The sequence below is a fragment of the Verrucomicrobiaceae bacterium genome, assembly GCA_016713035.1.
Taxonomy (GTDB): domain Bacteria; phylum Verrucomicrobiota; class Verrucomicrobiia; order Verrucomicrobiales; family Verrucomicrobiaceae; genus Prosthecobacter.
On the sequence record JADJPW010000001.1, the window covers coordinates 189,128 to 210,090 of the forward strand.

A 20,963-nucleotide genomic window follows, 5' to 3' on the forward strand; every position below is an offset into this window, starting at 1 on the left:
CCGCCGTCCAGCGCCGCAGCTCGAAAAAGCTGCGGTGCTGGAGCAGGCAGGACTGGGGTTATTTCTTCTCCGCCTCTGGCTTGCACTTGCATAGCCATTCTTCGGCTTTGCACTCCTCGCAGGTGGCCGTGTTGTATTCTAAGCGTGCAGTGATGGCTTTTGCGCTTGGCGTTTCTTTGTAGCGCAGGATCAGCCACTCGCCCGCCTTCACCAGCGGCAGCGTGAAGCCCTTCGCGTCCTTTGTCACCTCCAGCTTCGCAGGTGCAGCACGATCGCCAGTGACGGCGGTGAGTGACTGTTCGCTCATCACGACCGCTTTCATATCTTTATCCAGCAGAGCGATGTGGAATTTGCCATCTTTGACCGCGATCTCGCCGTGCATGGTTTCGTTGTCACTGAATTCGAGGATGCGCCCGCCATTCGGCCCGCGCTCCACGCCTTCGTGGCCGAAAGCGAGGCTACTGATGAGTGTGGTAATAAGGAGGATGAGTTTGGTTTTCATGGTGTGGTTTGGGTTGGTTGTTTGCCGAAAAGATAAAACACCGCAGGTGTCACCATCAGGTCCAGCAGCGTGCTGCTGACCAGACCGCCAGCGATGACGACGGCTACGGGGTGGAGGATTTCTTTGCCGGGCTCGTGGGCGGCGAGCAGCAGCGGGATCAGGGCGATGCCAGCACTCAGCGCCGTCATCAATACAGGCACCAAGCGCTCTAACGTGCCACGCAGGATCATCGCACGGCCAAAGACCTCTCCCTCATGACGCATGAGATGCTGATAGTGGCTGATCATCATGATGCCATTGCGTGCGGCGACTCCGCCTACTGCGATGAAGCCCACCAGCGTGGCGATGCTGATATTCCCGATCAGCCACCACGTCAAAGCGAGCCCACCCATGAGTGCGAGCGGTATATTCAGCATCACCTGAAGCGCGAGTGACAAGCTTCTAAAGAAACTCGCCAGCAACACGAGCACAACAATGAGTACGAGGCCAAAATAGAGCGTGATTCGCTTTGCAGCGGCCTGTTGAGCCTGGAATTCCCCCTCAAAGCGCAGGAAGTATCCTTCTGGCAGCTTCACCTTTTCACGGATCGCCGGTTCCCATTGCTTCACCAGTCCCTCTAGGTCACGCACATTGCTGTTCGCGCTGATCACGATGCGGCGCTGCGTGCTTTCGCGATTGATCACATTGGGGCCTTTGCCTTCGCGAATGTCTGCCACGAGGCGCAGCGGGATGCGCTGACCGCTTGTGGTCTCGATCAGCAAATCACCGACTTTTCTGGCGAATCACGCCAGGCCTCCGGTAGCCGCAGCACCAGATCGATCGTGCGCGGGCCTTCGCGCAGTTCCGCCAGCATTTTACCCCCGAGAAGGGTCGATACCTGCTCATTGAGTGTCCCTGGTTGCACACCGTAGGCGACGGCTCGCTCGCGATTCACTTCGATCTTGATCTGGGGTATCGGCACCTGCGCCTCCAGGTTCACATCGGTCAATCCGGGCACGGTTTTAGCGATGTCGCGCACCTTCTCACCTTTCTCACGCAGCACGGCTAAATCGGGGCCGAAAATTTTCACCGCAATCTTTGCTGACACGCCACTGAGCATGTGTGAGAGCCTGTGGCCGATGGGCTGGCCGATGTTCAATGCTGTGCCAGGAATTTTGCCGAGCTTCTCACGGATCTCGCGAAAAACCTCGTCGCGAGGCCTGCCGTTGTCGAAAAACTCCACATCCAGCTCGTTCACGCTCACGGGCATCACATGGTCATCACGCTCTGCACGACCAGCCCGTCTGCCGACGCTTTTCACTTCTGGGATGCTCCTTAACAGCCGCACCGCCGCCTCACCGACTTCGTTTGAATGCGCCAGCGAGGTGCCTGGAGCACCTGCGAGCGAAATCGTCGCACTGCCCTCATTAAAGGCCGGGAGGAACTCTTTGCCCATCTTGGGGTAAAGCATCAACGCCGCGATCAAGAGCACCCCAACAAGTGCCAGAGTCACCACAGGTGCTCCCAGGGCAAAACGCAGAAAAGTATGTCTCACCGTCCATTTCATCGCTCGGACGACAAAGCCATCTCCATGGGCTTTCCGTTCCCTTTGAGCATCAGCGAGCACAAAACCGGGATCACTGTCAGCGAGACGATGAACGATGCCGCCATGCTGGTGATCGTCGCAATGGCGATGGGGGTGAAAAGCCGCCCTTCGATGCCTTCGAGCCCCATCAGTGGCAAAAACACCAGCATCACCAAAACCGTCGCATACAGGATCGAGTTCCGCACCTCGCTAGAGGCTGTAGCGATGATGTCGAGCCTGATTTTGCCCGGATTTTCCCGCAGTCGCCGCCACACATTTTCTACATCGACGATGGCATCGTCCACCACCATGCCGATGGCTACCGCGAGCCCACCGAGCGTCATGGAGTTCACACTCACTCCAAAGAGTTTGAAGACCAAAATCGTCACCGCAAAGGACAGCGGCATCGCCATGAGCGTGATGAACGTGGTGCGCAGATTCAGCAAGAAAAGAAACAGAATGACCGCCACCATCACCGCACCATCGCGAATGGCCTCCTTCAGATTTCCAATAGCATGCTCGATGAAATCACCCTGGCGGAACAAAACCTCCGCTGAGACTCCCGCTGGCAGACTCAGCTCCTTCAGAGCTGCTTCGACCTCTGTCGTTAGCCGTAGCGTGTCAAAACCGGGCGCTTTGTCGATACTGAGCACCACGCCCATCGTCCCATTCACGCTGGCGTCGCCGCGCATGGGCTGCACGCCGTGCACGACCTCCGCCACGTCGCTAATGAGCACAGGGCGATGATCGACTGCCTTGATCACCGTTTTTGCCAGATCGTCCAAGCTGGTGCTCATGCCGAGATTGCGCCCCATGACCTCACGCGGGCCATTTTGCAGATAACCACTCGTGGCATTGCCACTGGCACGGCTCACAGCGGCCTCGATTTCATCAAAACTCACGCCAAAAGCGGCCATGCGATGCGGATGTGGCCGCACCTCGATCTGCCGCACGCCACCGCCGATGGTCAGCACCTCTGCGATACCGCGAATGCTCTGCAAGCGCCGCCGCACGGTCCAATCTGCGAGCACTCGCAGCTCCACCGGTGTCGTCTTGCCATCGGTGCTCTTCAGCCCCACGAGCACGATTTCTCCCATGAGCGAGGAGACCGGCGTCATGCCTGCTTTGACGCCTTTCGGCAGCGCTGCGCCTTGCAGTCGCTCCTGCACGAGCTGCCGTGCACGGTAAATGTCTGTGCCCCAGCCGAACTCCGCAAAAACAAGCGACAGGCCCACATCTGAGTTCGACCGCAGCCGATCCAGCCCGCCCACGCCCTGCACTGCCGCCTCGATGGGCTGCGTGACGAGCGCCTCCACTTCCTCAGGTGCGAGTCCCGGAGATTCTGTCAAAATGGTCACTGTCGGTTTCGTCATATCCGGCAGCACCTCCACCGGCAGCTCTGTGAGCGTCTGCGCCCCAAAGATCAGCACCACCAGCGCCATCATCAAAATGAGAGGTCGGTGGTGCAGAGAGAAATGGATGAGGCGGTTTAGCATGGCTGGGCCTCCTGCGTTGTAGCGAAGCAAAGTAGCCATCTCGCTCCGTCGAGATGAGCACACAGATCCCCGAAGCTGAGTGAGAAACGAATCACATGGCGACATACCGATGGCGCAGCGGTGGGCCCATCTCGCGGAGCGAGATGGCTACCGTAAGCCACTCACGCGGCCACCTCCTTCCGCTTCAGCATCGCGAGCAGCAGCAAAACGAAGAGCAACCCGCTCGTGGCGGCAAAGAAGGTGGTCATTTCGCTCCAGCCTTCGGCATGCTCGTGGTCGTCGTGTTCATGCGCATGCTCGGCTTGCTGTTCGGTGGTCATTTCGGTGCCGTCTTCGTTGTGGGCGTGGCCGTGGGCGGCGTCGAGGGCTTCTTTGAGGCTGACGCTGCCTTTGCCTGCAAAGGCGAGCGAGTAGGCACCGCGTGTGACGACTTCATCGCCGGGGAGCAGGCCCTTGGTGACTTCGATGAAGCGATCATTCTGAGAACCGAGCACGACCGGCACTTTCATGAAGGCGTTTTTCAGGTCGTAGGCCTTCACATAGACAAAACGCTGCGCCGCATCTCCTGCACGGCGGCGCGGGGGATGGACATGACGTTTTCTCGCTGATCGACGACGATGCTGAACTCCGCCTTCATTCCGGGGCGTAGCAAGCGCTCTGGATTGCCTACGTGAAACGCAGCCTCGATGGTGCCGCTGGTTTCATCCGCCACCGTGGCGATATGGGCGACTTTGGCCTCGAAAACACGATCTGGCAGCGCCGTGAGGCGGATATGGGCATTTTGGCCGAGCTTCACTTTTCCAGCGAGGTGCTGCGGCACGCTCGCGGCGGCCTCCACCGTGCTGAGATCGACGATTTCGATGAGTTCGGCCTCCGGCGACACCGGTTGGCCTTGGGCGATGTTCACTTTAGAAACGAGGCCGCTGATGGGCGCTTCGAGCTTGATCACCGGCGGTGGATCACCGGGCTGGCGGCTTTCGATCCAGGCGACTTCGGCACCGACATCGACCTCTTGATGTGGAATGACGAGCACGGAAAACGCACGGCCCGGGATGCGGCTGCTGACGATGGCTTTTTTCCCCGGCAGCACCTCCAGATGCCCGAGTGCGAAGATGGTCTCTTCAAAGGTGGTCTCTTCGGCCTCTGCGTATTCGAGCTGGAGATTGGCCACGGCGATGTCATCCAGGATGACGTCGGGCTTTTCGGCAGCGTTCAGAAAAAGTGAACCGAGGAGCAGAGGCGCAAAGTGCTCAGAATGAGTCTGATGCTTCGTTTCCTTCGACTGAGCACTGAGCACTCAGCACTGAACACTTCTTCTTTCGATGGCTTCATGATCTTCTTCATAGCGATGTGGCGGCTTCGTAGCGGATGCGGGCGAGGTGAAAGTCACGTGCGGCGTCCAGCGCAGCGGATTCGAGCTGGAGGCGCTGCTCACGGACGCGGAGGAGGGTGATGAGATCGGTCTGGCCGCTCTGGTAGGCTTTTTCGAGCTTCTGGGTTTGTTCGATGACGAGTGGGAGCAGCGTGTCGCGGGTTTCACGAACGAGTTCGGCCTGGGCCTGCATTTCGCGGCGGGCGGTATCGGCTTCTCCGGCGATTTGTTTACCCAGAGCTTCGGCTTCCAGGCGATAGCGCTCGGCGGCGGCGGCTTTTTCGGCGATTTCGCCTTCGTTTTTATTCCAAAAGGGCAGCGGGATGGAGAAGCGGATGCCGACGTGGCCGGTATTCACGCCTTGTTGCTTTTCTTGCGCTGTAAAGAGACCTGCGGTGAGATCCGGCGTGCGTTTGGCATGGGCCAGTGCCGTGTCTGTCTGCGCCGCAGTGATTTGAGCCTGCGCCTGCTGATAATCCGGCCTACGCATCCAGCCACGGCGATCTGGGATGACCAGCGCTGGCAGCGAGCCAGTGAGAGAGAGCGGATCTGCGGGTGCGACGCCGAGCATAGGCTTGAGCTGACCGAGGAGGCTGATGCGCTCTGTTTGCAGGCGCTTGGCTTCGAGCAGGAGGCGCTGCGCATCGACTTGGGCCTGTGCGGCATCGAGTGGAGAGAGCTCCCCTTTTTCGGCACGGCTTTTCGCGAAGGAGCTGAGCTCACCCGCGAGCCTGACCTGCTGCTGGCGTAGCGCGGACTGCTGATCCAGCGCCATGATGCGCACGGCCAACGTGCGTGCATCTGCGATCAAGCGGCGAGAGGCGTCCTGCACCTCGAATTCGGCGGCGGTTACGAGCTGGGCGCTGAGTTGCTTTTCGAGCGTGAGCCGCCGGGTGAGTGGAAAGGCCTGGTCGATGCCGACGCTTGCAGTGCGGGGGCTGACAGCGCTTTCGTTTTGAAAGCTGGTATCAAGCGTGGGGTTGGCGAGCCTGCCACTGCCGAGCTGGCGGCCACGGGCCTGCTCCACGGCCATGCGGGCAGCTCTGAGCTGCGGGTGGTGGGACTTCACGCGGGCTGCGATCTGCGAGAGAGGCAGTTCCAGAGCTGGCGCGGTGAGTGGTATGAAAAACAGAAGGAAACGAAGAGCGTGCATGACGAAATGAAGCTGAAGTGAACAAACCGGGTGGTTGTCACTTCAGGATCAAATGCGTAGCGCGATGCTCTGAGTCAGCCGTGGCGGCCAAAGTGGCGGTTCATGCGTGTTTTCACGCGAGATGGGCCTTTTCGTCTGTTTTTCCAATACGACGGAAAAATCGAGGATCGGCGTCAAAACCGCCAATGGGGCCAAAACGGCTATTTGGACGTTTTGATCAGCCTGAAGCTCTTCTTTGAGTGGAGCGTGCTCCTCATGCTCTGGGCAGCTCTGCTCGGTGGTGTGATGATCTTCACACAGATAACCACGCTGCATGCCACAGATCTGCGCACCGAGGACGGTGAGCAGCATGAGCATGACAAGGAGGCGTGGCATGGCGCGGAGGCTATCTTAAAACGATCCGGGCGTCCAGTGCGATGATGCTGGTGGGAGTGGCCAGGAGTGGATTGATGTCGGCTTCGACGATGCGTGGATGGGCAAGGACCAGATCGCTGAAACGCACGATCACCTCTTCTAAGGCCGCAAAATCGACCCCAGGATGGCCACGGATGCCGCGCAGAATGCGGTGGACCTTGGTTTGTGCCATCCAGCGGCGAGCGAGGGCGTGATTGAGCGGCGGGAGGGCGAGGGTGCGGTCTTGGAGGACTTCGACCAGGGTGCCTCCAGCTCCAAAAAGCAGCACAGGGCCGAATTGCGCATCCTGCGAGACACCGAGGATGAGCTCGGTGCCTTTGTCCTGGATCATGCGCTGCACGGTGACTCCCGCGAAGTCTGCTGGGCTGACGCGGCTGCGGATGCTGCACCAGGCCGCACGGACGGCGGCTTCGTCGCAGAGATCGAGCTGCACACCACCGACTTCCGTTTTGTGCGTGATGGTGGCTGAGAGAAGCTTCAGGACGACGGGAAAGCCGATCTCCACTGCTGCGGCGACAGCGGCATCTTCCTCCTGCGCCGCGTGTGTTTCGACGACGGGGATACCAGCGGCGGAGAGGATGGATTTGGCCTCAGATTCAGAAAGGAGGCCGGTGCGAGCAGGTAGGGCGACCTGATGCGAGTGCGCATCAAAATCAGCAAGAGCGGTCTGGGTGTCATGCAGCCAATGGAGCCGGGTGTGATGCTCGTGCATGCGGACAAAGGCCTGCGCAGCACCATCTGGGTAATCGTAGGTGGGGATGCGGGCTGCATTGAGGATGCTGCGACCTTCTGCGACGCTGGTGGCCCCCATCCAACTGGCGAGAAGCGGCTGCGCCGTGCTCGCAGCGAGCTGGGCGACCTCGCGGGCGATTTCGCTCGGACGTGTCATGCTCTGGGGTGTGAGGATGGCCAGCACGCCATCGACATTGGCGTCTTCGGAGACGATTTGCAGTGCCTGGGTAAAGCGTGTGGCATCCGCATCACCGAGGACATCGACCGGATTGTGATGGCTCCAATGCGCAGGCAGCACGGCATCGAGCTGCTGGAGGGTGTGGGCTGAAAGATCTGCCAAAGTGCCACCGCCGAGGACGAGCGCATCGGTAGCGAGTGCCCCAGGGCCGCCAGCATTGGTGATGATGGCCAGCCGTGGGCCTACGGGCAGTGGCTGCTTGGCCAGTACTTCAGCCATATCAAAGAGCTGCTCGATCGTATCGACACGCAGCACACCGTTTTGCCGCAGAGCAGCATCCAGCACATCATCGCTGCCGGTCATAGCTCCTGTATGCGAGGCTGCGGCATGGGAGGCCTCTGCCGTGCGACCGACTTTGATGACGACGATGGGCTTTTGCGCAGCGATCTGGCGTGCGGCAGCGAGGAAGCCCGCGGCATCTGCACCGACGGACTCGACATACATGACGATGCTCTCCGTGAGCGGATCATCGCCAAAATGTCGGATCAAGTCGCCCCAACCGATGTCGGCCATGGCTCCAGTGCTGACAAAGGCGCTGAAACCCACATTTTGATCACGACTCCAGTCCAGAATGGCGGTGCAAAGCGCCCCGCTTTGGCTGAGGAAAGCCACGCTACCTGCTCTGGCCATGCTGGCAGCAAAGCTGGCATTCAGGCCACCATGCGGGCACATGAGGCCGAGGCAATTCGGGCCGATGAGGCGCATGCCATGGCGTTTGGCCGCATTCAGCACCGCCAGCTCGAGCGCGGCACCTTCGGCGCCGGTTTCCTTAAAGCCTGCGGAGATGATGATGGCGGCACGGGTGCCCTTTTGACCCGCCTCCTCGATCAATGCGGGCACGCTGGCTGCTGGCGTGACCAGGATGACCAAGTCTGGCACCTCTGGCAATGCGGCGAGGGATGGAAAGGCCTGTGCGCCGAGGATATGGCTCCGTTTGGCATTCACCGGAAAGACGGAGCCTGGAAAGCTGCGCAGGTTTTCAAAAAGAGCGCGGCCCACGCTATCTGCCCGCTCGGTGGCACCGACCAGGGCGATGCTGCGTGGGGAAAAGAAGGCGTGGAGAGACATGGTCGAGCAGAGATGGCGCAAAAAGCCACACAGGTAACGATCCAGGGCTGCGGACTCTTCCCCAGACCTCATGGCACCACTGCGGAGCGGGGGGCGGTGAGAGGGCCACTTTCCGGTTGCGTAGCGGGGGGCTAGTGCCTTGATTCGCGGCCCTCCAAAAACCGCCCCGCAATCATGCTCGAATTTTTCCGCCGCCACCGCACCACGCTCTTCATCGTCATCATCATCGTGATGATCTCATTCACCGTCTGGGGTGGCTGGCGCTTCGATAAAGACTCACGAGTGACAGCACTGCCCAGCGATACGGCGATGACCGTCTTTGGCAAAGACTACACCAATGCTGAGGCCGCTCAGACTTACCGCTCCATCCAGTTCTCCATGCAGGGACTCCAGATGTATGATCTCTACTTCGGCCTGATGAGCCTGGGTGGCAGCAAGGCCTCTCCCAACGCTGAAGAGATGATCGGCAAGGTCCTCGCCCTCAAAAAAGTCATGGCAGATAGCGGCATCCGCCCCAGCGATGCCGAAGCAGTCGAAGCGATGAAAAAGCTCCAGAGCTTCCAAACGAATGGCCAGTTCGACGCCAACCGTGCTCAGGAAGTGGAACAAGGCGCCGCCTCGATGGGCATGACCAGCGCCGACTTGCTCGACCTCATGCGCCTGAAGCTCGGCCTCGAAAAGCTCAAGGACGTCGTCGCCAAGAACTACGCCGCATCCACCTTCGCCGGAGACAAGAGCTACGCCAACAGCCAGCAGACACTGAAGATGTCCAGCATCACCTTCGCCACCGATGACTTCAAAAAAGGCATCGAAGTCAAAGAGGAAGACATCCAAAAAGCCTTCGACGAGAAAAAAGAGACCTACATCAGCGAAGAGAAGCGTGCGGTGAAATACGTGCTCTTTGAGAACCTGAAGGACCTCGACAAAAAAGAGCTCCCAGAACGCGAGAAACTGGAAAAGGAACTCTCCGACAAGATCAACAAATTCTCCGAGTCCGTCCGCAATGCCGGTCCAGGAGCCAAAATCGACGAACTCGCCAAAGCCGTCGGCGCCAAGGTCGAAACCCTCCCTCCCTTTACCCAAGAAGCCGCTGCCGATAGCATCAAAAGCGAGTCCTCACTCGTCAGCGCCATCTTCCAGCACCCCCACAAGACCCAGCCCATCTCTGATGGCCTGAAAGGCGACAAAGGCTGGTATTTCTTCTCCGTCACCGCTGTGGAAGAACCGAAGCAGCAGGCCCTCGCTGAGGTGAAAGACAAGGTCAAAGAAAGCATCATCTCCCAGCGTGCCACAGAGGCCCGCACCAAGGCAGTCAATGAAGTCCGTGACTTCATCGTCGCTGGCCTGAAGGACAAAAAGAAGATCGAAGACCTCGTGAAGGAGAAAAAGCTCACCCTCGTGAAACTCGATGACATGGGCGGCAGCGCTCCCCCTCCAGCCACCATCCCCGAGGCCCAGAAATACATCACTGAAGGCGGAAAAACCGCCGAAGGCCAGATTTCCAAGCCCGTGGACACCGCTAGTGGCACTGTGCTCCTCTATGTGAATGCTAAGGAGCTGCGCAAAAGCGACACCGCCGCCGCTTCACGCAAGCAACAGACCGACGGACTCTCCAGCAACGAACGCGAAGGCATCTTCAATGCTTGGTTCGCCAAAAAGCTCGAAGAAGCCGCCGTGACCATGCCTGCTAAGGCAGAAACCAACGCGTGAGCGACTCCGCCGACATCAGCACGGCTGTCGAAGACCTCTTTGACGACGCGAACGGTCATCTCGCCCTCGGCGAAATCGAGGAAGCTGTGCCCCTCTACCGTCGCTGTGTGGAACTCCAGCCGGACTTTTTCGATGGATGGCATGCCCTGGGTATGTCGCTGCTGAAAACCGGTGCAGTCAAAGAAGCCATCGGCGCAGGCATGATGGCCACTACTTTGCGCCCGAACGATCTCCTCGCCTGGACATCCCTGTCCCAGATGTATGTCAGCGATGGCCAAATCGCCGCCGCAGAGGATGCCAAAGGCAAAGCCCGCATCCTCTCACTCGGCGGACGCATCGCGAAGTGATTCACCACCAGCGCTCCTAGTTCAGCCGCAGTAGCAAGGCGTTGGAGTCCTTCAGACGCATGCCCGCAGGGCTACGGGTCATTTGCTCGAACTGCATTGCCCAGCGGCGCATGGAGTTCACCGCATGGCCATAAGGCTGGTAATCGCGCATATTCACGATGGTCAGCGGATCACCCTCATTGTCCGCGAATTGGAAAAAAGTGCCCGCATGCGGCCCCTGCCCTCTCACCTTGCCTTCGATGGCCATATTCCCCTTTGTGAAATGACCCGCCAGCCCCGCCACAGGCGTCAGAGCCACCTTGAGCAGCGTCACCGCCGCATTCCCCTTCGGACATGTCGGATTGAGCTCCGTGATCGCTAGGTGCAGCGTCGCCACACCTGGCCCTGGTCGATCCACAATGCGATAAACCGGCGCTGGCGATGCACGAAAAGCCGCGATGAATTCCTCACGCAATCTGGCCGCGACCGCATGCTCCTGCCGCTGCAAGCCCCACTCCGCCTCACGCCGAGCGATCGTGCGCTTCAATGGGCGTAAATACGCCAGCGTCACCGGCGCGATGTACAGCCGCCGCGCCGCCACTCCCGCTTTCAGAACGGCAGAATTCGGCGTCGTCCATGTTTTTTGAAATGGCAGATACTTCCGCGCATCCACCGCATACTGCGGCTGCTCAAAAAATGGCGACAACGCCACAGGCCGGGACTTCAGCAGCCGATTCGTCGGCGCACAGCTTGCCAACATTTGCAACAGCAACACCAGCACCGTGAACTTCGATAGACGAAAAATCATGGTTGTGATCCTACCGAACCAGCGCAGCACAGACAATGCTTTTTCCATACGCGAGAAACCCTCCCCCGTGCCCGTTTTCATTCACAGATATGCGCCTACTGCCAGCTCTCCTCCTCATCACGCCATTCGCCCACGCCGTCGATTTTTCTCACCAGATCGTGCCGATCCTGCGGGAGCATTGCGCGGAGTGCCATGCGGGGGATAAGAAGAAGGGCGGCTTCAGCTTCAATGATCGCAAATCGCTCCTGGAAGGCAGCGAAAACGGCGATGTGATCAAAAATGGCCGCCTCATCGAGGTCATGCTCTCCTCCGACCCCGATGAGCAGATGCCGCCGAAGGGCAAACGCGTGCCCACCGACAAAATCGCTCTCCTGAAGCAATGGATCGCGGAAGGCACGGCCTGGGAGGAAGGTTTCGCCTTCCAAAAACCCGCCTATGAGCCACCGCTGCTGCCTAGGAAGGTGAAGCTGCCAGATTCCAAGCATGCGCACCCGATCGACCGCATCTTGAACAAAGATTTGCCCCAGGTCAGCGATGCCGCCTTTCTCCGCCGTGCCCATCTCGATCTCATCGGGCTCTTGCCCACGGCAGAAGAACTCGCGGCTTTTGAAAAGGCACCTGATCGCGCAAAACTCGTCACCGCACTGCTCGCTCGCGACATGGACTATGCCGAGCATTGGCTCACTTTTTGGAATGACCTGCTGCGCAATGACTACGGCGGCACCGGCTTCATCACCGGCGGGCGCAAGCAGATCAGCAACTGGCTCTACCAGGCACTCGTGAACAATATGCCCTTTGATCGCTTCGTGCGTGAGCTCATCGCTCCGCCGAATGACGAGAGCCGGGGCTTCATCGACGGCATCAAATGGCGCGGCGATGTGAGCGCGGGGCAGACGGTGGAGATCCAGTTCGCCCAGAGCGTCTCGCAGTCCTTCCTGGGCATCAATATGAAGTGCGCCTCCTGCCACGACAGCTTCATCGACCGCTGGAAGCTCTCCGAGGCCTATGGACTCGCCGCCATCTATGCGCAAAAACCGCTGGAGATTCACCGCTGTGACAAGCCCATCGGCCAGACTGCTACCGCCGCATGGCTTTTCCCAGAAATCGGCCAGATCGACCCCAAAGCACCACCTGCGGAGCGATTGAAGCAACTCGCCGCACTCATGACGCATGAAAAAAATGGCCGTGTGCCACGCACCATCGTCAACCGCCTTTGGCAGCGCCTCATGGGGCGCGGCATCGTCCATCCCGTGGATAGCATGCAGACGGAGCCGTGGAATGCGGACTTGCTCGACTACCTAGCCGTTTACCTGGTGGAGAGCGGCTGGGACTTGAAAAAAACCATCGCCCACATCGCCACCTCACGCGCTTACTCGTCCCAGGCGCAAATCGTCACCCCTGGAGCGGACGATCACGGCTACAGCTATGCGGGTCCCCGTGCGAAGCGCCTCACGGCGGAGCAATTTGTCGATGCCGTGTGGCAGCTCACTGGTGCCGCACCGCAGAAAATGGACGCCAGCCTCCTGCGTGGCAAAGTCGATCCCCAACTCGCCAAAAGCGTCTCCATCCGTGGTCAGTGGATCTGGAGTGACAATCCCCACCCCGCCGCAGGCGAGACCATCACGCTGCGCAAAACCATCAAGCTCGAAGCTGATCCCGCTAGCGCTAGCGCCGTCGTCACCTGCGACAACGGCTACACCCTCTACGTCAACAACCGCAAAGTCAGCGAAGGCGATGACTGGAACAAACTCGCCGCCGTGCCACTCCAGACGGCCTTGCGCAAAGGAGCCAACTCCATCGTCGCCATCGCCAAAAATGCCGGAAATGGCCCCAACGCTGCCGGTTTCTTCTTTGATGCCCGCATCCGTGATGCCAAAGGAACTGAACTCACCGTCGCTAGTGATGAAAGCTGGGAATGGAGCGCTAAAGCACCTCCCGGCAAAGAAGGCCGCCTCGGCCAATTTGACCCCAAAGACTGGAAAAAAGCGAGCATTGTCAAAACTGTGCCCGTTTGGCAAAAAACCATCGACACCCAGGCTCCCATGCTCCTGGCCCAAGGCTCGGCATCGAAGGGCAAAATGATCCGCGCATCGCTCATGAAGTCAGATTTCCTCATGCGCACGCTTGGCAGGCCCAATCGCGATCAAATCGTCTCCACCCGGCCCAATGAGCTCACCACGCTCGAAGCCATCGACCTCGCCAATGGCAGTGTCCTCGCCGCCAACATCACCGCAGGTGCCAATGGCCTCCTCAAAGCCAAAAAGACCGATCTCATCACCGATCTCTATCGTCAGGCCCTCTCGCGTTCACCTAGCGACTCGGAGAAAAGCCTCGCGGCCGAGCTTCTCGGCCCCACGCCTACTCAACAGGGGCTGGAAGACCTCATCTGGTCCCTGTGCATGCTGCCCGAGTTCCAACTGGTGCGATAAAATCACCCAGCACTGCCAGCCGCATGGATCCACGCTCCATTTTCAAAAAACCGATGAAACAAGCCGCCTACTTCCTTTTCGCCTTTCTGCTCGTCGTTGGCCCTGCACTGCATGCAGCGGAAAAACCAGCGAGGAAGGCCAAAGCAGGAGGCATCGGCACCGATGCGCCAGCCGGAAAGGCCTACATCTACAAAGAAAGCGCCGGAAAGCCGCGGCAGATGGAGATTTTTTTCCCGCCGAATCATGATCCGGCAAAGTCCAAGGTGCCTGGGATGATCCTCTTCCATGGCGGAGCATGGGGTGGCGGCTCATTGGCCCAGTTTCGCATCGCCTGCGCTTACTTCGCCAGTCGCGGGCTCGTTTGTGCGACATCCGAGTACCGCATGCTCACTGGGCCAGAAACGAAAAACCTACCCGCAGGTGAAACTCGGAAGCGTGTCTGCGTCACAGATGCCAAAAGCGCCATCCGCTGGTTCAAACAACATGCTAGCGAGCTGGGCATCGACCCACAGCGCATCATCACGGGCGGCGGATCGGCAGGTGGACACATCAGCGCTCTCGCCACCATGAATCCCGGCCTCAATGACCCTGCGGCCCCGAAAGACATCGACACCCGAGTCGTCGCCTACTTGTGGTTCAATCCGGCCTTCGCCACCGATGATCACAAAGACGCCGAGATCGACGTGCTGCGCCATTTGAAGGCAGACTTGCCGCCCGCCATCGTCTTTTTCGGTGATATGGACTCTTGGAAAAAAGGCTGGGACATCGCCTACGCGAAATGGAAGTCGCTCGGCACAACGAGCATCGACCTCCAGATCGCTCCCGGTCAGTCCCATAGCTTCTTCAACAAAGATCCCTGGCAAAGCATCACCCTCATCGCCGCTGATCAGTTTTTGGTGAAGCACGGACTCCTAACGGGCCAGCCGACCAAGGCGATGCCCGCGAGCGGCGAGAAGCTGGTTCCTGCCCCCTAGACACGGAGGTTTACTTTTTCAGTGCCAGTCGGATTTCAGCGGACACTTTTTCCGCCAGGTAGCGACTCCCCTCTGGGGTGTAATGGACATTCGCGGGGAGCTGCGCCTCTGGCTTGGCCAGTGCGTGGGCGCGGAGATCATCGGTGGGGACGCTGGCGGCGGTCATGACGCGGGCAGCGGCGGCGTTGTACTTTTCTTCATCGCCTTCGATGCGGCCATCACTGCCAGCGGGGACGTGGGTGGTATTGCACCAGATGAGCTTGGCACCAGTGGCCTGCATGGTTTTGACCAGCGCGGTCAGATTCTTTTCATAATCCGCGACCGTGACCTGCGGGTGAGCAGCGGGGTCTTTCGGATCGGCACGCTTGGAGGGATCGTTGAGGATGTATTTGAGATCGTGCAGGCCCCAGTTGAAGTGGATGACGTCCCATTTGGCGTCCCCGAGCCATTGCGCGATGCTTTTGAGCCCATTGGTGGTGGGGCCGCCATTCGTCGGGATGCGGTGGACATTGGCCGTGCCTTTGAGCATCTCCCGCACATCCACGGTGTAGCCCATGCTGATGCTATCGCCGATGAGTAGGACACGCGGCAGCCCTGGCACATCCTCCACACGCACGAGGGACGGATGCGGCTGGCGCACACGTTTTTTCGCGGTCTTTGGCTCCTGGGCGTGGAGGAAGGTGGCGGTGAGGGATAGGAGGAGCAGCGTGGTGAGTGTCTTCATACGCCCCACTGAACGCGTGAAAGCCAGTCGCATTTCGCCGATTCATGGCGGAAATCTGCCCTGGGCAGCTCTGCGGGCCTTGTGCATCCATTTGGCAAAAAATCATGAACTTATGCCGTGGGCGGGCGTTTTCCCCGCAGGATGGACAATCACGGCGATTTCGCCATTATCCTCCCTCTCTGTCACACCAAACGCCTCCTACATCCCACTTATGCGCCGACTCCTTGCCTCTCTCGCTCTCGTCTCCATCGCTCACGCGGCTGATCCAGTGCCACTGACGCTCGCAGACTTCACCGATGTCAAAGGAGCAGCTCCATCCGGTGGCTGGCAGTCGGAGTCCGACGGCAGCATCCACCTCGCAGGCAAGGGCGGTGGCAATTTGATCTCCAAAAACGAGTATCAAAACTTCGTCCTCGAATGGGAGTGGAAACTCAATCCCAAGGGCAACAACGGCATCAAATATTGGGTCACCAAGATCGCTGACAAAGAGTGGCTCGGCATCGAATACCAAATGATCGACGACAGCGGCCACCCCGATGGCCTCCGTGGCGGCTCCCACACCACCGCATCCATCTATGACATCAAAGAGCCCGTCGCTGGCAAAGCCGTGAAGCCCGCTGGCGAATGGAATAGCAGCAAAATCGTCGTCCAGGACGGCAAAGTTCAGCATTGGCTCAATGGAGCACTCGCCTCCGAAGCAGACACCACCACCCCCGAGTGGCAGGAGCGTATCGCCAAGAGCAAATTCAAGAGCAAGGTCGGCTTCGCTCCTGGAAAAGGCAAAATCATGCTCACCGAGCACGGCGATGAGACTTGGTTCAAAAACCTCCGTATCACCGCGAATTAAATCACAGAGTCGCTCGTATGCGACCTGCTACCGACTTGAATGTTCCCCTGCCCTAACTCCGTTTCCATCAGCTCATGAAGCCCACTGCACTCCTCCTCGCCCTCATCGCTAGCGCATCCCTCCTCCATGCGGAACTCCGCACCTGGAAAGATGCCACTGGCGCTCACGAAATCACCGCCGAGCTCGTCAGCGTCGCCGGTGGCAAAGTCACCCTGAAGCGTGAAAACGGCACCACCATCAGCCTACCTGTCGCCAGCCTCAGCAAAGCGGATCAGCTTTTCATCAATGGCGGCAAATCCGATGGCGCAGCAGCAGGTGCAGCCACATCCGATTGGCCACAGTGGCGTGGTCCAAACCGCGATGACGTGTCCCAGGAGACAGGTTTGCTGAAAAAGTGGCCCTCCGATGGCCCGAAACGCGTGTGGGTCAGTGAGGACGCCGGGCTCGGCTACTCAGGCTTCGCCGTCGTGGGCGGGAAACTGTACACGATGGGACTTTACGATGCGGAAGAGAAGCTCATCTGCCTTGACACCGCCACTGGCAAGAAGCTGTGGAATCGACCGTCGGTGCCATTTACAAGAACAATGGTGGGGTGACGGCCCGCGCTGCACACCCACCGTGGCTGGCGGCAAAGTCTTCGCCCTGGGCGGCAGCGGAAACCTCATCTGCGCGAATGCCGAAAGCGGCAAGCAGGAGTGGTCCATCAGCCTCATCAAGGATCTGGGCGGGGTATTGCAAAACTGGGGTTACACCGAGTCCCCGCTGGTGGATGGTGATCTCGTCATCGTGACTCCGGGCGGATCAAAGGGGGCCATCGCCGGCATCGACGCCAAGACCGGCAAAGTGAAATGGCAGACCAGTGATGTGACGGAAAACGCGCAGTACTCCTCGATCATCCCGATCGATCATGGCGGCCAGCGCCAGTATGTGCAGCTCCTGATGAAGAGCATCCTGAGCGTCTCCAAGGAAGGCAAAGTGCTCTGGAAAACCGATTTCCCAGGTGCCGTCGCAGTCATCCCCGACTCCGATCTTCAAGGACGGCCAGGTTTACGTGACTGCTGGCTACAAGGTCGGCAGCAAGTCAGTGAAGATCGACGGCAACAGCGTCACGGAAGTGTACTCCAACCCGGACATGCAGAATCATCACGGCGGAGTCATTCTGATCGATGGCAAGCTCTACGGCCACAGCGACAAGGGCGGCTGGACCTGCCAGGATTTCAAAACTGGTGAGATCGTGTGGCAGGACAAAGGCATCGGCAAAGGGGCCGTGGCCAGCGCGGACGGCATGCTCTACTGCCAGGCCGAGAACGACGGCACCATCGCGCTCGTCAAAGTATCGGACAAAGGCTGGGAGATGGTCAGCAGCTTCAAGTTGGAAGCCCAGACCTCCCAACGTGCCAAAGATGGCCGCATCTGGACCCACCCCGTCGTCAGCGGTGGCAAGCTCTACCTCCGCGATCAGGAGCTGATCTCCTGCTACGACATCAAAGGTTAAGCCACCGACATACCTGCATCCGAGCTGGCCGGCACGCACGCTGTCCCAGCGATTCTGCGCAAAGCAGTGCCTACGAGGTCCGTTTTCACCTACGTGACCGCCTTTAACCTGCTTTGCCTTTTTCTCCCTGTCGCCGCACTCACCGCCGCGCCGGTGGACTTTTCACGGGATGTGCAGCCGCTGCTCGCCCAGCATTGCCTGGAGTGCCACGGCCCAGATGACTCCAAAGGCGGCCTCGTGCTCACCAGCCGCGAGCTCGCTCTCAAAGCACTCAAAAGCGGTGCCCACGCCATCATCCCCGGCAAGCCGGAGCAGAGCGAGATGCTCGCCCGGCTCACCACCTCTGACCCGGATGAGCAAATGCCACCGCCCAAGCACCGCGAAAAGCACGCCATCCAGACCCGCGACATCGACACCCTGCGCCGCTGGATCGCCGAAGGTGCCCACTTTGAAGCTCACTGGGCCTACAAACAGCCCGCATCGACCTTCAAGCTGCCAGACGGCGTGCATCCCATCGATCACTTCGTCCGCCAAAAGCTCGCGGAAGTTGGCATCGCCCCTTCGCCAGAAGCCGATGCCGTCACTTTGATCAAACGGGCCACCTACGACCTCCACGGCCTGCCGCCCACGCCGCAGGAGGTGGATGCATTCATCGCCGCATCTCAGCGCGATCCACAGCATGCCTTTGAGCAGCTCCTCGATCGACTTTTCGCTAGCGAGCGCTTCGCCGAGCGCTGGGCTCGTCATTGGTTGGACATGGCACGCTACGCCGACAGCGATGGTTATGAAAAGGACCGCGCACGGCCAGACGCCTGGCGCTACCGCGACTGGGTCATCCGCGCGATCCATGAAGACAAACCCTTCGATCAATTCACCATCGAGCAACTCGCCGGTGATCTCCTACCACAGGCCACACCGGAGCAGATCGTCGCCACAGCCTTTCATCGCCAAACCCTCACCAACACCGAAGGCGGCACCGATCAGGAGCAATTCCGCATCGAGGCCTGCATGGACCGCGTAGAGACGCTCGGCACCGTCTGGCTGGGCCTCACCGTCGGCTGTGCACGCTGCCACACGCACAAATACGATCAGATCACGCAAAAGGAATACTACCAGCTCTTCGCCTTCTTCAACAACGGCGACGAAGTGAACCGCCAAGTGCCCACCACTCCCGCCGAATGGGCCGCGTATGAAAAAACCAACGGCGATGCCGTCAAAAAGCTCATCCCACTGCGCCAGGCACTCGATGCCGCCAAAGCGGAGCTTCCCGTGAAACTTCCCGCTTGGGAAAAAGCCGTCAAAGCCCGCCTCGCTCAAGCTACCGCCGCCAAAGCCGCACAATCCTTCCTTCCGCTGAAACTCACCGCGCCCAAAACGCTCAAGCCCCAGCCCGATGGCAGCTTTTTGACCACCGACCGCAAATCAGCCACCGCCACCTACACTCTCGAACTCAGCGCTCATGCCAAACCGATCAGCGCCGTGCAGATCGAGGCACTGCCAGATGCCTCCTTGCCCCAAAACGGCCCTGGGCTCAATACGGGAGGCAACTTCGTCATCACCGGCGTCAGCGCCGCACGCAGCGATGGCCGCGAAGTCATCCTCCACTCACCCAAAGCCGACTTCGAGCAAGCCAAGTTCACCGCCGCCAATGTCCTCGATGCGGATGATCAAACCGGCTGGGCAGTCAGTGGCAAAACCGGCCAAAAACACAGCCTCACTCTCCAATTCGCCGAACCACTCGTCTTGACCGCGAAGGATAAACTCACGCTCCGCATCGAGCAAAAATACGCCAAAGGCCAGCACACGCTCGGGCGCTTCCGCGTGCTCGCCGCTAGTGAGGAAACCGAAGACAGCATCGCACCGGCAGATGTGCGCAAAATCCTCTCCGAAGAGCCGAAACGCCGCAATCCTGTCGTCATTCAGCCCCTGTGGGCCTGGATGGAAAAAGTCGATCCTGAAGTCGTCGCCGCCGCACGCGCCTTGCAGCTCGCCGAGGCCAAATTGCCAAAAGCACCGCTCATGGACGTCCGCGTCATCGCCCACCGCGCTAGCAATCCACGCAAGACGCATCTCCTCCATCGCGGCGATTTCCTCCAGCCTGCCGATGAGGTCACTCCCGCCACCTTTTCCACCCTGCCGCCCATCCGTGGCACTTCGCGGCTCGATCTCGCTCGCTGGCTCGTCAGCAAAGATCATCCACTCACTCCCCGCGTCACCGTGAACCACTTTTGGACCCGCCTTTTCGGTGAAGGCCTCGTCCACACCGTCGCCGACTTCGGCGTGCGTGGAGATACCCCGACGCATCCCGAGCTACTCGACTGGCTCGCCACCGAGTTCATCAAGCAAGGCTGGAGCCGAAAGCGCCTTTTGAAGACCATCATGCTCTCCAAGACCTACCGCCAGAGCAGCGCCATCGCTGCCAACTTGCCTGCGAAGGTTCTGGAGCTCGATCCACGCAACAGCCTCCTCTGGCGTCAAAACCGACTTCGCGTCGAGGGCGAGATCGTGCGTGATCTGCACCTCGCCGCCAGCGGACTGCTCTCCGCGAAAATCGGTGCCCCCAGTGTCTATCCGCCCATGCCGCCGGACATCGCCGCACTCAGCTACGCGGGCAATTTTAAGTGGACCACCTCCACGGGCGAAGATCGCTACCGCCGTGGCATGTACACCTTTTTCAAGCGCACCGCTCCACACCCGGATTTGACCACTTTTGACTGCCCCGATGCCAATTTGACCAATGTGCGCCGCACTGTGAGCAACACACCGCTACAAGCCCTCACCACCCTAAATGCCGAATCCTTCGCCGAAGCCGCACAAGCCCTCGCCAAGCGTGTTTTGACCGAAAAGTCGCTCACAGACGACTCTCAGCGGCTCAAACAGGCCTTCCGACTCTGCATCGCCCGCGAGGCTGCGGACTCGGAGCTGCGCAGCCTGGCCAAACTGCTCGAAGAATCCCGCTACACTTATCAAAACAGCCCCGCAGACGAAGCCAAAGCCGCGCTCGGCACCCACGCCGCCGCCAGCATCCCCACCGCCGAAAATGCCGCCTGGGTCGCTGTCTCTCGCATCATTTTGAATCTCGACGAACTCATCACACGCGAGTAAAAGGCC

The 20,963-nt window shown here is 59.6% G+C and carries 17 protein-coding genes and 1 pseudogene; 9 read left to right on the forward strand and 9 right to left on the reverse strand.

All coding sequences use genetic code 11. From position 1 onward, the window contains the following. Window positions 1–58 precede the first annotated feature (58 nt). From IPK32_00810 to IPK32_00840, 7 genes and pseudogenes are all read right to left on the reverse strand, one after another. Window positions 59–502, reverse strand: a complete 444-nt coding sequence (locus tag IPK32_00810) for a hypothetical protein (protein ID MBK8090560.1) — start codon at window positions 500–502, stop codon at window positions 59–61. Beyond that, window positions 499–3,562: pseudogene (locus IPK32_00815) on the reverse strand (efflux RND transporter permease subunit). Before IPK32_00815 ends, IPK32_00810 begins: the two are co-directional and overlap by 4 nt. A 161-nt stretch (window positions 3,563–3,723) precedes the next feature. Continuing rightward, window positions 3,724–4,101, reverse strand: coding sequence for a hypothetical protein (locus IPK32_00820; GenBank protein MBK8090561.1), 378 nt, complete (start codon window positions 4,099–4,101; stop codon window positions 3,724–3,726). Beyond that, complete coding sequence (locus IPK32_00825) at window positions 4,098–4,859, reverse strand: efflux RND transporter periplasmic adaptor subunit (protein ID MBK8090562.1); 762 nt, start codon at window positions 4,857–4,859, stop codon at window positions 4,098–4,100. Before IPK32_00825 ends, IPK32_00820 begins: the two co-directional genes overlap by 4 nt. Window positions 4,860–4,902: 43 nt before the next feature. Next, a complete protein-coding gene (locus IPK32_00830; protein MBK8090563.1) occupies window positions 4,903–6,087 on the reverse strand; it encodes a TolC family protein in 1,185 nt (394 codons plus the stop codon). A 48-nt stretch (window positions 6,088–6,135) separates the two neighbouring features. Next, a complete protein-coding gene (locus IPK32_00835; protein MBK8090564.1) occupies window positions 6,136–6,462 on the reverse strand; it encodes a hypothetical protein in 327 nt (108 codons plus the stop codon). A gap of 10 nt (window positions 6,463–6,472) precedes the next feature. Beyond that, window positions 6,473–8,539: an acetate--CoA ligase family protein gene (locus IPK32_00840; GenBank protein ID MBK8090565.1), complete on the reverse strand. Its 2,067-nt coding sequence runs from the start codon at window positions 8,537–8,539 to the stop codon at window positions 6,473–6,475. A 174-nt stretch (window positions 8,540–8,713) separates the two neighbouring features. On the opposite strand from IPK32_00840, the gene IPK32_00845 reads away from it, so the two are divergent. Together IPK32_00845 and IPK32_00850 are read left to right on the forward strand one after the other, a co-directional pair. After that, entirely contained in the window at window positions 8,714–10,249 is a 1,536-nt protein-coding gene (locus IPK32_00845) for a SurA N-terminal domain-containing protein (protein ID MBK8090566.1), read from the forward strand. Between the two features lie 14 nt (window positions 10,250–10,263). Continuing rightward, entirely contained in the window at window positions 10,264–10,596 is a 333-nt protein-coding gene (locus IPK32_00850; protein ID MBK8090567.1) for a hypothetical protein, read from the forward strand. 16 nt (window positions 10,597–10,612) lie between these two features. Here the strand turns inward: IPK32_00850 and IPK32_00855 are convergent, their stop codons facing one another. Then, entirely contained in the window at window positions 10,613–11,383 is a 771-nt protein-coding gene (locus IPK32_00855) for a DUF3313 family protein (protein ID MBK8090568.1), read from the reverse strand. 35 nt (window positions 11,384–11,418) lie between these two features. Here IPK32_00855 and IPK32_00860 point away from each other — a divergent pair, with 35 nt between their 5' ends. Further along, entirely contained in the window at window positions 11,419–13,812 is a 2,394-nt protein-coding gene (locus IPK32_00860) for a DUF1553 domain-containing protein (protein MBK8090569.1), read from the forward strand. Between the two features lie 23 nt (window positions 13,813–13,835). Continuing rightward, complete coding sequence (locus IPK32_00865; GenBank protein MBK8090570.1) at window positions 13,836–14,786, forward strand: alpha/beta hydrolase fold domain-containing protein; 951 nt, start codon at window positions 13,836–13,838, stop codon at window positions 14,784–14,786. Between the two features lie 10 nt (window positions 14,787–14,796). On the opposite strand, the gene IPK32_00870 is transcribed toward IPK32_00865, so the two are convergent. Further along, the gene (locus tag IPK32_00870) at window positions 14,797–15,510 is read right to left on the reverse strand and encodes an SGNH/GDSL hydrolase family protein (GenBank protein MBK8090571.1); all 714 of its coding nucleotides are present in this window, start codon (window positions 15,508–15,510) and stop codon (window positions 14,797–14,799) included. Window positions 15,511–15,721: 211 nt separating this feature from the next. Between IPK32_00870 and IPK32_00875 the strand changes: the two genes are divergently transcribed. From IPK32_00875 to IPK32_00895, 5 genes are all read left to right on the forward strand, one after another. Further along, a complete protein-coding gene (locus IPK32_00875) occupies window positions 15,722–16,357 on the forward strand; it encodes a DUF1080 domain-containing protein (GenBank protein ID MBK8090572.1) in 636 nt (211 codons plus the stop codon). Between the two features lie 74 nt (window positions 16,358–16,431). Continuing rightward, the gene (locus IPK32_00880) at window positions 16,432–16,953 is read left to right on the forward strand and encodes a hypothetical protein (protein ID MBK8090573.1); all 522 of its coding nucleotides are present in this window, start codon (window positions 16,432–16,434) and stop codon (window positions 16,951–16,953) included. Between the two features lie 22 nt (window positions 16,954–16,975). Beyond that, window positions 16,976–17,587 carry a PQQ-binding-like beta-propeller repeat protein gene (locus IPK32_00885; GenBank protein ID MBK8090574.1) on the forward strand — a complete coding sequence of 204 codons (612 nt, stop codon included), beginning with the start codon at window positions 16,976–16,978 and terminating at the stop codon, window positions 17,585–17,587. Window positions 17,588–17,591: 4 nt separating this feature from the next. Then, window positions 17,592–17,852, forward strand: a complete 261-nt coding sequence (locus tag IPK32_00890) for a hypothetical protein (protein MBK8090575.1) — start codon at window positions 17,592–17,594, stop codon at window positions 17,850–17,852. Window positions 17,853–17,945: 93 nt separating this feature from the next. After that, window positions 17,946–20,957, forward strand: a complete 3,012-nt coding sequence (locus IPK32_00895) for a PSD1 domain-containing protein (protein MBK8090576.1) — start codon at window positions 17,946–17,948, stop codon at window positions 20,955–20,957. Window positions 20,958–20,963 lie beyond the last annotated feature (6 nt).